This is a genomic window from Micromonospora sp. DT41, from assembly GCF_049841715.1.
GTDB lineage: Bacteria > Actinomycetota > Actinomycetes > Mycobacteriales > Micromonosporaceae > Micromonospora > Micromonospora profundi.
In genome coordinates this window covers 1-12,225 of the sequence record NZ_JBNCKU010000015.1, presented here as the reverse complement: position 1 = coordinate 12,225, position 12,225 = coordinate 1, and the positions used below count along the sequence as shown (strand labels likewise).

Genomic DNA, 12,225 nt, shown 5'->3' with positions numbered 1-12,225 from the left:
CGCAGTCGCGATCGAAAGGCTGGTCCGGTGAGCGCGAGGAACGCAGCGCAGCGGAGTCCCGCAGTCGCGATCGAAAGGCTGGTCCGGTGAGCCTCAGCACCGATCTCACCCGTGCCCAGGTCAAGGCGGAGACGCTTATCGAGGCGTTGCCGTGGTTGGCGCGTTTCTCCGGCTCCACAGTTGTCATCAAGTACGGCGGCAACGCCATGACCGACCCCGCGTTGCAGCAGGCGTTCGCCGCCGACATGGTGTTTCTGCGCTACGCCGGTCTCAAGCCGGTGGTGGTGCACGGCGGTGGTCCGCAGATTTCCGCCATGCTGGGCCGGTTGGGCATCGCCAGCGAGTTCCGTGGCGGCCTGCGGGTGACCACTGCCGAGGCGATGGACGTGGTCCGGATGGTGCTTGTCGGGCAGGTCGGTCGCGAGCTGGTCGGGCTGATCAACTCGCATGGCCCGTTCGCTGTGGGTCTCTCCGGTGAGGACGCCCGCCTGTTCACGGCGGTGCGCCGCCCGGCGTACGTGGATGGGCTGCCTGTCGACGTGGGTCAGGTCGGGGACGTCGAGTCGGTCGACGTGTCGGCGGTGACCGACCTCATCGAGGCGGGCCGGATTCCGGTGATCTCCACGGTGGCGCCGGACGTCGACGGGGTGCTGCACAACCTCAACGCGGATACCGCCGCCGCCGCGCTCGCGATCGCGTTGCAGGCCCGCAAGCTTGTCGTGCTCACCGACGTGGCGGGCCTGTACGCCGACTGGCCGGACACCAGCAGCCTGATCTCGGAGATCGTCGCGGACGACCTGGCGAAGCTGCTGCCCAGCCTGGAGTCGGGGATGGTGCCGAAGATGGAGGCGTGTCTGCGGGCGGTGCGTGGGGGAGTGCCCGCGGCGCACGTCGTGGACGGCCGGGTGGCGCACTCCACGCTGCTGGAGGTCTTCACCTCGGAAGGGTTCGGAACGATGGTGGTGCCGGGAGACGGGACGGACGGGGCATGAGCAGCCTGGCGCAACGCTGGACGCAGTCGATGATGGACAACTACGGCACGCCGCCGCTGGCGCTGGTGTCCGGCTCGGGTGCCGTGGTGGTCGACGACGCCGGCCGGGAATATCTGGATCTGGTCGGCGGGATCGCGGTGAACGCGCTCGGGCACGCCCACCCGGCGGTGGTGGCCGCCGTGTCGAAGCAGGTCGCCACCCTCGGGCACGTCTCCAACCTCTTCATCGCCGAGCCGCCTGTCGCTCTCGCGGAGCTGCTGCTGGCGCTCGCCGGTCGACCGGGCCGGGTGTTCTTCGCCAATTCGGGCGCGGAGGCGAACGAGGCCGCGTTCAAACTCTCCCGGCGTACCGGGCGCAGTCACGTGGTGGCCACCAACGGTGGCTTCCACGGTCGCACCATGGGCGCCCTCGCGTTGACCGGGCAGCCGGCCAAGGCCGATCCGTTCCGGCCGCTGCCCGGCGACGTGACCCACGTCGACTACGGCGACGTGGCGGCTCTCGAAGCGGCGGTCACCGACGCCACCGCGATGGTGATCCTGGAGCCGATCCAGGGCGAGAACGGTGTGGTGGTTCCGCCTGCCGGCTATCTCACCGCGGCCCGGCGGATCACCGACCGGCACGGTGCGCTGCTGGTGCTCGACGAGGTGCAGACCGGCATCGGGCGTACCGGTCACTGGTTCGCCCACCAGGCCGAGGGCGTGGAGCCGGACGTGATCACCCTGGCCAAGGGGCTCGGTGGCGGGCTGCCGCTCGGCGCCACGCTCGCTTTCGGCCGGGCCGCCGACCTGCTGACCCCCGGCTCGCACGGTACGACCTTCGGTGGCAACCCGGTCAGCTGCGCCGCCGCGCTCGCCGTGGTGTCGACGATCGCCCACGAAGGGCTGCTCGACCACGTCAAGCGGGTGGGGGAGCGGCTGCGTCGGGGGATCGAGGCGCTGGGGCATCCGCTGGTCGGCGACGTACGCGGGGCTGGGTTGCTGCTCGGTGTGGTGCTCACCGCGCCGGTGGCGGCGGCGCTCGCCGCGTCACTGCGGGAGGCCGGTTTCCTGGCCAACCCGGTGCAGCTGGGCGTGCTGCGGCTCGTACCGCCGCTGATCCTCACCGCTGACCAGGCCGACGCCTTCGTGGCTGCCCTGCCCGCCGCCCTGGCCGCGGCGACGCCGACCGGCGCGGACCCGGCTCGACCGGGGTCCGAGACGTCGGGGATTCCGGCGCCGTTGACCTCACCCACCATCACCAGTACGGGGACGACCGCATGATCCGGCACTTCCTGCGTGACGACGACCTTTCGCCCGCCGAGCAGTCCACGGTTCTGGACCTGGCGGCGCGGATGAAGGCCGACCGGTTCGGCCACCGGCCGCTTGCCGGCCCGCGGTCGGTGGCGGTGCTCTTCGACAAGCAGAGCCTGCGGACGCGGTTCTCGTTCGACGTCGGCATCGCCGAGTTGGGCGGGCATCCGCTCGTCGTGGACACCCAGGTCACCCACTTCGGCCGGGGCGAGACCCTCATCGACGCCGGGCGGGTGTTGTCCCGCTACGTCGTCGCGATCGTGCTGCGTACCCACGGCGACGACCGGATCGCCGAGGTCGCGGCGGGGGCGAGCGTGCCGGTGGTGAACGCGCTCACCGACGGTTTCCACCCCTGCCAGTTGCTTGCCGACCTGCTCACCATCCGCGAGCGGTGTGGTGGCACGGCCGGCCGCATCCTGACCTACGTGGGGGACGGCGCGAACAACATGGCGCAGTCGTATCTGCTGGCCGGTGCGATGGCCGGGATGCACGTGCGGATCGCCGGGCCGGAGGGTTTCGTTCCGGATCCGGACGTCGTGGCGCGGGCGGCGGAGATCGCCGCCGGCACCGGCGGGTCGGTGCGGGTCCTGACCGACCCGGTCCAGGCGGTACGCGACGCCGACGTGGTGGCCACTGATACGTGGACGTCGATGGGGCAGGAGGCCGACGGGTTGGACCGGATCACTCCGTTCCTGCCGTACCAGGTGAACAAGGAACTACTCGGCCAGGCCGCGCCGGACGCCGTCGTGCTGCACTGCCTGCCCGCGCACCGCGGCGAGGAGATCACCGACGAGGTGCTCGACGGGCCGCAGAGCGCGGTCTTCGACCAGGCGGAGAACCGGCTGCACGCCCAGAAGGCGCTCCTGACGTTCCTCCTGAACGCGAACGCCAACGCCGCCGACACGGCCGGCGCGAACGACGACGCCGTCAGTAGCACGGCCGGGGTGGCGCGGTGACCGCCCCGCTGACCCGCGCTGCCCGGCACGCCCGCATCGTGGAGCTGATCCGCGACCGGGCGGTCCGTTCGCAGACCGAGCTGGCCGACCTGCTCGCAGCCGACGGGGTCGGTGTCACCCAGGCCACCCTCTCGCGGGACCTGGAGGAGTTGGGCGCGGTAAAGGTGCGCGGCGGCGACGGCCCGGCCGTCTACCTGATCCCCGAGGACGGCCACCGGCCGCTGCGTGACGCCGAGGCCGCGCCGGCCCGGCTGGTGCGGCTGCTGCGCGAACTGCTCAACGGCGTCGACTCCAGCGGCAACATCGCCGTGCTGCGCACCCCGCCGGGGGCAGCCCAGTACCTGGCCAGCGCGTTGGACCGGGCGGGTCTGCCCGAGATCGTCGGCACCATCGCCGGCGACGACACCATCCTCGTCGTGGCCCGCGAGGCCGTCGGCGGGGCCGCGCTCGGTGAGAAGCTCACCGGTTGGGCCCGCCGGGAAGACACCGTTGAAGGGAACACAGCATGACCGAGCGGGTCGTCCTCGCGTACTCCGGAGGGTTGGACACCTCCGTGGCCATTCCCTACCTGGCCGAGCAGACCGGCGCCGAGGTGATCGCTGTGGCGGTCGACGTCGGGCAGGGCGGCGAGGACCTCGACGCGATCCGGCAGCGGGCGCTCGACTGCGGCGCCGCCGAGGCCGAGGTGGTCGACGCGCGCGACGAGTTCGCCGCCGAATACTGCGTGCCGGCGATCCGGGCGAATGCCCTCTACATGGACCGTTACCCGCTGGTCTCGGCGCTGTCCCGGCCGCTGATCGTCAAGCACCTGGTGGCGGCGGCGCGCCAGCACGGCGGCACCATCGTCTCGCACGGCTGCACCGGCAAGGGCAACGACCAGGTCCGGTTCGAGGTGGGCCTGAACGCGCTCGCCCCCGACCTGAAGATCATCGCCCCGGCCCGGGACTTCGCGTGGACGCGCGACAAGGCCATCGCGTTCGCCGAGGAGAAGGGCCTGCCGATCGACGTGTCGGCCAAGTCCCCGTACTCGATCGACCAGAACCTGTGGGGCCGCGCCGTGGAGACGGGCTTCCTGGAGGACATCTGGAACGCCCCGATCGAGGACCTCTACTCGTACACCGAGGACCCGGCGCAGAGCCGCGACCCGGACGAGGTCGTGATCACCTTCGACGGTGGCGTGCCGGTGGCGCTCGACGGCGAGACCGTCACCCCGTACCAGGCGATCCGGGAGCTGAACCGCCGCGCTGGCGCGCACGGCGTGGGCCGCCTCGACATGGTCGAGGACCGCCTCGTCGGCATCAAGAGCCGCGAGGTGTACGAGGCGCCGGGCGCCATCGCGTTGATCACCGCCCACCAGGAGTTGGAGGCGGTGACAGTGGAGCGGGACCTGGCCCGGTTCAAGAAGGGCGTCGACCAGCGGTGGGGTGAGCTGGTCTACGACGGCCTGTGGTTCTCGCCGCTGAAGGAATCGCTTGACGCGTTCATCGACGACGCGCAGCGGCACGTGAGCGGCGAGGTGCGCATGACGCTGCACGGCGGTCGTGCCACAGTCACCGGCCGGCGCTCCGAGGCGAGCCTGTACGACTTCGGGCTGGCCACGTACGACACCGGGGACACGTTCGACCAGTCCCTGGCGAAGGGTTTCGTGCAGCTTTGGGGGCTGCCGAGTGGAATGGCCGCGGCGCGTGACGCCCGGCTGGGCGGGTGACGAGCATGGGGACCACAATGGGCGGGGTGGACGACAAGAGCTTGACCGAGAACAGCGCGGCCACCAATCGGACAAGCCTGTGGGGTGGCCGGTTCGCCGGTGGCCCCGCCGAGGCGCTCGCCCGCCTGTCGGTGAGCGTGCAGTTCGACTGGCGGCTGGCCCCGTACGACATCGCCGGTTCCCGGGCGCACGCCCGGGTGCTTGCCGGCGCCGGCCTCCTCGACCCGGAGGAACTGGGCCGGATCCTGGCGGCCCTGGACGACCTGGAGGCGGCGTGCGCCTCGGGGGCGTTCCGTCCCACCGTCGACGACGAGGACGTGCACACCGCGCTGGAGCGGGGCCTGTTGGAGCGGCTCGGCAGCCTCGGCGGCAAGCTGCGCGCGGGCCGGTCCCGCAACGACCAGGTGGCCACGGACCTGCGGCTCTACCTGCGCGATCACGCCCGGGGCGTGGCGAGCCGGCTCGTCGAGCTGGCCGAGGCGCTCATCGAGCAGGCCGAGCGGCACATCGACACCGCCGCCCCGGGCATGACCCACCTGCAGCACGCCCAGCCGGTCACGTTCGGGCACTGGCTGCTGGCGCACGTGCAGCCGCTGCTGCGCGACCTGGAGCGGTTGCACGACTGGGACCACCGGGCGGCGATCAGCCCGCTCGGCGCTGGCGCGCTTGCCGGCTCCGGCCTTCCGCTGGACCCGGTGGCGGTGGCCAAAGAGCTGGGGTTCCGCACGTCGTTCGCCAACTCGATGGACGCGGTGGCCGACCGGGACTTCGTCGCCGAGTTCCTCTTCACCACCGCGATGATCGGGGTGCACCTGTCCCGCCTCGGTGAGGAGGTGGTGCTCTGGACCTCGCACGAGTTCGGGTGGGTGGAGCTGGACGACGCCTTCGCGACCGGTTCGTCGATCATGCCGCAGAAGAAGAACGCGGACATCGCCGAGCTGGCCCGGGGCAAGTCCGGTCGGCTCGTCGGTGGCCTGATGACGGTGCTGACGATGCTCAAGGGCCTGCCGATGACCTACGACCGGGACATGCAGGAGGACAAGGAGCCGGCCTTCGACGCGGTCGACACCTTGGAACTGCTGCTGCCGGCCCTGGCGGGAATGATCTCGACGATGACGGTCCGGGTGGACCGCCTCGTCGCCGCCGCGCCGGTCGGGTTCTCGCTCGCCACGGAGGTCGCCGACTGGCTGGTGCGGCGCAACGTGCCGTTCCGCGACGCGCACGAGATCACCGGCCGTCTGGTGGCGCTCTGCGCGGCCCGCGAATGCGAGCTGGAGGAGGTCTCCGACGCCGACCTGGCCGCCGTCAGCGAGCACCTCGATCCGTCGGTGCGCGACGTGCTGTCGGTCCGCTCGGCGCTCGCGGCCCGGACCACCCCCGGCTCGACCGGCCCCGGCCCGGTCGCCGACCAGCTCGCCGCCGCGGCGGACCGGGTGGCCGGCTGGCGGGACTGGGCCACCGAGCGGGTCGTCCCCCGCTGACCTCGCCGTGGCGCCGGAGCTCCCCGCTTCCGGCGCCGCGGCCGGCTCAGGCCGTCGGGCGCTCGCGCTTCGGGAGCTTCGCCACCACCATGTCGTACGACGAGTCGACGGCCTCGGTCAGCTCGTCGGCGTCGATTCCGCCGTCGAGTTGCAGCGTGTTCCACCCGGACCGGCCGATGTACGCCATCGGACGGGCGTCGTCGGGGTGACGGTGCAGCCACTCATCGGCGATCTCGCGTGTCGCGCCGCACTTCAGACCGACAGTCGGCTGGCCGTCGCCGTTGCCGAGGAACGCGAAGATCCGGCTGCCGACCTTCACCACCTCGTCGTTCTCCCACTGCCGGTCCAGCCACGCTCCCGGCTTGGCCAGGCAGTACGCCAGCATCTCCGCGCGGTCCATGAAGCTCCTCCGGAATCGTCGTGCGCACAGTGTGCCCGCCCGAGCATCACCCGCGTGCCGCCCTCGCTGGCCGGCGTGCCGGTCAGCCCTCGTGTCGCGGTGCGGGATCGGTGGTCTGCACGGCTGACCGGGCGGCGACCCGCTCGTAGCGCTGCCGGGCGGCCTGCGCGCTGCCCAGCCCCAGCCCGTACGCGATGGACTGCCAGGTGAGCCCCCGGTCGCGGGCCAGGGTCAGCAGCCCCGCCTCCAGGGCGTCGAGTTCGGCGCGTACGTGCGGCAGCAGCGTCAGCGCGGCGGTGAGGTCGGCCGTGTCGACCGGTTCCTCCGTCGGCTCCCGCTCGGCCCCGCCCACGGCCAGCGCGGTGACCAGTGCCACCGCCTCCCACGGGTCCAGCACGGACGGGTGTGCCCAGCGCTGCCGCCGGTCGGCGGTGCCGGCGTGCCGCTCGCTGATGCGGTACAGCGCCTCGTAGGTGCGGTGAGCGCGGGCTCGGGCGGGGTCGGGCGCGGTGAACGGGTCGTCGGTGGTTGTCATACCTCGAGCACACCTCATCAACGTCAGATTGTCAACAGATCGTTGAAGATGCCGGATGTGTCGATCCCGATTCCTGACGTTCATGCACGGTTGGAAGCTAAGTTGCGGGCTGATGCTCGGGGCAGGTGCCGCGCCGAGAGCTCTAACGCCCGGTATAGGCTGTCGCTCTGTTCTGCAACATCCCACTCAATCGGGAGGTATAGCGGTGAGCGACCGGGTCATCGACAACCCGATCATCAACTCACCGTACGGGCGTCCGAACCGCCACTTCGCCTTCGATCACGACGGCATCACCGACCGGATTGAGGAGCAGAGGCGCCCGTCGAGCTTCTTCATCCCGGTGCCCCGGCCCCGCAAGCGGGGACAGCAGCTCGAGTTGCAGGTCTTCACCGAAGACGACATCAAGCCCAACAAGCAAGTCAACGACGTCCGTGAACGTGTGGACGCCTGGCGGGAGGCCGGCTGGCCCAACGTCACGCCGGTGACCCGGCGCCTGCTCGAATACTGGAGTGATCTGGAGCGGGACAACAAGGTCCTGTTCTGTCAGCTTGAGGCAGTCGAGACGGCGATCTTCCTGGCCGAGGGCGCGACCAAGTGGCACGGAAGCTGGATCAACAACGACCTGAACGCGCACAACGCCGAGTACAACAACGGGATGCCGCGCGTCGCGTTGAAGATGGCGACAGGTACCGGCAAGACGGTTGTGATGGCGATGCTGATCGCTTGGCAAACCATCAACAAGGTCCATGCGCCGTATGACAAGACGTTCGCCAAGCGGTTCCTGGTGGTTACGCCTGGCCTCACCATCCGCGACCGGTTACGGGTGTTGCTCCCTGAGGACGCCGGCAACTATTACCGCGAGCGGGACCTGGTGCCGGTCGAGTTCGCCGACGATCTCGGTCAGGCGAAGATCGTCATCACCAACTTTCACGCCTTTCAGCTCCGCGAGACCCGGTTCGGTCGCAACGCGACCGGGAACACGAAGCTTCTGGTCGCGCCTGGTCGACCTGACCCCTTCCGGGAGACACCCGCGCAGATGGTCAGCCGGGTGCTGCGCGAACTCGGCGGGTCCTCGGAGATCGTCGTCTTCAACGATGAGGCGCATCACTGCTACCGAGGACGGACCGGCGACCCGGAGCCGGACGCCGACACCGTCGAAAACCTGCGGGGCGAGGACCGTAAGGAAGCCGCCGACCGGGCCGAGGAGGCTCGGGTCTGGTTCAGCGGGTTGGAAGCAATCCGGGCCAAGATCGGCATTAAAAAGGTGTACGACCTCTCCGCGACGCCGTTTTTCCTGTCCGGCTCCGGCTACCGCGAAGGCACGCTCTTCCCCTGGGTGGTCAGCGACTTCTCCCTGATCGATGCCATCGAGGCCGGCATCGTCAAGATTCCCCGGGTGCCGGTGGACGACGACCGGGTCGCCAACCGGGTGACGTACCTGGATCTGTGGCAGGAGGTGCGGGACGCCCTGCCCAAGGGCGGACGTAGGTCCAACCAAGGCTTCACTGCAATGGATCTGCCAGGCACGTTGACAGCCGCCCTGCATAGCCTCTATGGCTCCTACGTGACGGCCTTCGAGGCATGGGAGAAGTCGGCGGCAGCAGCGTACGGGCAACCGCCGCCCGTGTTCATCGTCGTCTGCAGTAACACGACGATCTCGAAGGCAGTCTACGAGTGGATCGGCGGTTACGACCGTGAACAGGGTGGCGCCCTGCTGCCGACGGCCGGACAGCTCTCCCTGTTCAGCAATGTGGCCGAGGGGCAGTGGCTGAATCGACCGAAAACGATCCTCGTCGACGCCGCGGAGTTCGAGTCCGGCAGCCTGTCACCGGAGTTCCGGCGCGCGGCGACCCGTGAGATCGCCGAGTTCAAGCAGGAGTACGCCGAGCGGTTCCCCGGTCGGACCGCCGACGACATCGGCGATGCGGAGCTGATGCGAGAGGTGATGAACACTGTCGGGAAACCCGGAAAGCTCGGTGAACCCGTGCGGTGCGTCGTCAGCGTCTCCATGCTGACGGAGGGATGGGACGCCAACACGGTTACCCACATCCTGGGAGTGCGAGCCTTCGGCACTCAGCTGCTGTGCGAACAGGTGGTCGGCCGGGGCCTGCGGCGACGCTCGTACGTTGCCGACGAGAATGGCATGTTCACCCCCGAATACGCGGATGTCTACGGGGTTCCTTTCCAGTTCATCCCCACCGTGGCTGTGAGCCGCGAACTGCCGATGAAGCCGGTTCGCAACGTGCGGGCCGAGCCGGATCGGGACGCGCGCAAGCTGGAGATGAGCTTCCCCAGGGTGGTCGGTTACCACCTGGAAGTGCCGGACGAACGGCTGGTGCCCGTTTTCTCGGACCCGGGTCTGCGAATGACCCTGTCCCGGGCCGACCTGCCGACAAAGACCACGGTGGCGGGGCAGATTGGCGAGGAGGACGTCCACGACCTCGAAAGGCTGAAGAGCCACCGAGGACAGTTTGTGGCATATCGGCTGGCCAGCGAGGTCCTCAAGCGAAAGCTGCGCACCGAGGAGGGCGATCTGCGGCCGTGGTACTTCCCGCAGGTGCTGGAGATTGCTAACGAGTGGCTGCGGCGCTGTGTCGACCTCCGTGACGACCAGGCGATTGGTCTCATCCTGCTGCGCGAGGCCGAGGCGGTGGAGAAGATCTGGCAGTCGATCACGTGGCAGGGCGGCCGGCGGGAGCGCTGGGTGCTGCCGGTGCTGCGGACGACCGATCCGATCGGCACTACCTCCAGTGTGGACTTCCGAACGACCCGCGAGGTCTGGCCAACAGACCCGAGACGGTGCCAGGTCAATCTCGTGACGCTGGACGGCAAGGACGGCAACGCCTGGGAGCGGGCGGTGGCACAGGCGATCGAGTCGTTACCCGAAGACCAGGTTGCCGCGTACGTCCGCAACGATCATCTCGATTTCTTCATCCCATACGAGCATGCCGGCCGGAGCCGGCGATTCTACCCGGACTTCCTGGTGAAGCTGGCCGATGCCGGCGATGGGATACCCCGCACTCTGATCGTCGAGGTCTCCGGAGGCCGCAAGTCGCAGGCCGAGGCCGCGCAGAAGGCGTGGGCCGCACGCAAGCTCTGGGTGCCGGCGGTCAACAACAGCGGCACCTTCGGGCGCTGGAGCTTCTGCGAGCTTCGTGACCCGACCACCGCCAAACGGGATCTCCGGCCCGCGATCGAAGCACTCTTCAACCTGCAAGGCGCGTCGGCGCTCACGGATGTCGTATCCGCCGAGGAGGAGTTGGTCTGATGCCCCCGAGAAGTCGTAAGCCTGTCGCCAGCGTCCCCGTGCAGGCGATCGCGCACCCGACCGACCGGCGAGTGCACCTGCCGACAGCGGACGGTCAGGAGTTCCTCTCGCCCGATGCCGCCCGGATCGAGCAGGTCGTCAAGGAGCGCGACCCGAGTCTGGACCCTCAGCTCGTCTGGATCGGCAAGGAGGAGCAGGACGCCGAAGACCTGGTAGTCGAGGCCCCGCCGATCTACATCCAGGAGAAGATCGCCCCGCGCACCCTCATCGAGGAGGTACGGAGAGCCAGCGAAAAGTCCCGCCCTCGCGAGAACGAACAACTCGGCCTCTTTGCGGACGACTACGCAAACTTCGACGGCTTGGACGACTGGCAGTCGGTCGAGTACTACCAGCACGAGGCCAACTGGTCGAACCGGATGATCCTCGGCGACTCGCTGCGGGTCATGGCGTCGCTGGCGGAGAAGGAACGGCTGCGCGGCAAGGTCCAGATGATCTACATCGACCCTCCGTACGGCATCAAGTTCGGCTCCAACTGGCAGATGTCGGCGCGCAAGCGAGACGTCAAGGACGGCAACCTCGCCGACGTGACCCGCGAGGTCGAGCAGATCAAGGCATTCCGGGACACCTGGGAGTTGGGGATCAACTCCTACCTGGCGTACCTGCGCGACCGGCTGCTGATCGCCCGCGACCTGCTCACCGAGTCCGGCAGCATTTTCGTTCAGATCGGCGACGAGAACGTCCACCTGGTCCGCTGTCTCCTCGACGAGGTCTTCGGACCGGACACCTTTGTCTCGCTGATTACTTACAAGAAGACGACTAGCTCTACAGGTGACTATTTAGGTGGAGTAAACGACTACATCCTCTGGTACTGTTTGGACCGAAATAGAGTCAAGTACCGACAGTTGTACAAAACTCGCGAATACGGAGGTCAAGGCTCGGGTCAGTACAATTGGATAGAAGAACCCGACGGTGTCCGAACTCCGGCAGACCAGGATGCTCGCCTCGGAAAACGAGCTGGGCGCCTTTTCAGGCGTGATCAGCTCACGAGCCAGAGCGCCGGACGGGCCAAGGGGGAGGGGGCGTCATCATGGTTCGAAGTGCGAATAGAAGGACGCACTTTCACCCCTGGAATGCAGGCAAGGTGGAAGACCAACGATGAAGGTATGGCGCGGCTCAAAATTGCCGATCGTCTCATGCCCGTCGGCAACACACTGACCTACATCCGGTACTTTGACGATTTTGCAGCCTTTCCATTTAGTAACCTATGGGACGACACCGTCACGTCTGGTTTCGGAGATCCCAAAGTCTACGTCGTTCAGACCAATACCAAGGTGGTAGAGCGGTGCATGTTGATGTGCACGGACCCGGGGGACCTGGTATTGGATCCAACCTGTGGCTCGGGGACCAGCGCCTACGTGGCCGAGCAGTGGGGGCGGCGGTGGATCACCATCGACACCTCCCGGGTCGCGATCACGCTCGCGCGGCAGCGGTTGATCGGCGCGAAGTATCCCGCCTACCTGCTACAGAGGTTGAAAGGCTGACGGTCGTCGGCGTGTCTGCGTGATCTGCGTCGATGGTTTCGGTAGGCCGGAGGTA

Annotated in this window: 10 protein-coding genes; 8 read left to right on the top strand and 2 right to left on the bottom strand. The window is 68.5% G+C overall.

What is annotated here, in order from left to right:
- Window positions 1-86 precede the first annotated feature (86 nt).
- Genes argB through argH form a run of 6 tightly spaced genes read left to right on the top strand, consistent with a single transcriptional unit; the run spans window position 87 to window position 6,426 of the window.
- Complete coding sequence (gene argB / locus ACLQ23_RS24545; RefSeq protein WP_355596758.1) at window positions 87-992, top strand: acetylglutamate kinase; 906 nt, start codon at window positions 87-89, stop codon at window positions 990-992.
- A complete protein-coding gene (locus ACLQ23_RS24540; protein ID WP_425881172.1) occupies window positions 989-2,251 on the top strand; it encodes an acetylornithine transaminase in 1,263 nt (420 codons plus the stop codon). The genes argB and ACLQ23_RS24540 overlap by 4 nt, the downstream gene beginning before the upstream one ends.
- The gene (argF, locus tag ACLQ23_RS24535; RefSeq protein ID WP_425881171.1) at window positions 2,248-3,237 is read left to right on the top strand and encodes an ornithine carbamoyltransferase; all 990 of its coding nucleotides are present in this window, start codon (window positions 2,248-2,250) and stop codon (window positions 3,235-3,237) included. Before ACLQ23_RS24540 ends, argF begins: the two co-directional genes overlap by 4 nt.
- On the top strand, window positions 3,234-3,746 hold the full coding sequence (locus ACLQ23_RS24530) for an arginine repressor (RefSeq protein WP_377670201.1): 513 nt from the start codon (window positions 3,234-3,236) through the stop codon (window positions 3,744-3,746). Before argF ends, ACLQ23_RS24530 begins: the two co-directional genes overlap by 4 nt.
- Window positions 3,743-4,945, top strand: a complete 1,203-nt coding sequence (locus ACLQ23_RS24525) for an argininosuccinate synthase (RefSeq protein WP_425881170.1) — start codon at window positions 3,743-3,745, stop codon at window positions 4,943-4,945. The genes ACLQ23_RS24530 and ACLQ23_RS24525 overlap by 4 nt, the downstream gene beginning before the upstream one ends.
- A gap of 17 nt (window positions 4,946-4,962) precedes the next feature.
- Window positions 4,963-6,426, top strand: a complete 1,464-nt coding sequence (argH, locus tag ACLQ23_RS24520; protein ID WP_355596788.1) for an argininosuccinate lyase — start codon at window positions 4,963-4,965, stop codon at window positions 6,424-6,426.
- A 46-nt stretch (window positions 6,427-6,472) separates the two neighbouring features.
- Here argH and ACLQ23_RS24515 read toward each other — a convergent pair whose 3' ends face one another.
- Window positions 6,473-6,826, bottom strand: a complete 354-nt coding sequence (locus ACLQ23_RS24515) for an MmcQ/YjbR family DNA-binding protein (protein ID WP_425881169.1) — start codon at window positions 6,824-6,826, stop codon at window positions 6,473-6,475.
- Window positions 6,827-6,908: 82 nt separating this feature from the next.
- Window positions 6,909-7,361, bottom strand: a complete 453-nt coding sequence (locus ACLQ23_RS24510; protein ID WP_425881168.1) for a DNA-binding protein — start codon at window positions 7,359-7,361, stop codon at window positions 6,909-6,911.
- 205 nt (window positions 7,362-7,566) lie between these two features.
- Here ACLQ23_RS24510 and ACLQ23_RS24505 point away from each other — a divergent pair, with 205 nt between their 5' ends.
- Entirely contained in the window at window positions 7,567-10,629 is a 3,063-nt protein-coding gene (locus ACLQ23_RS24505; RefSeq protein WP_425881167.1) for a BPTD_3080 family restriction endonuclease, read from the top strand.
- Between the two features lie 38 nt (window positions 10,630-10,667).
- Complete coding sequence (locus ACLQ23_RS24500; protein ID WP_425881166.1) at window positions 10,668-12,170, top strand: site-specific DNA-methyltransferase; 1,503 nt, start codon at window positions 10,668-10,670, stop codon at window positions 12,168-12,170.
- Window positions 12,171-12,225: the final 55 nt, after the last annotated feature.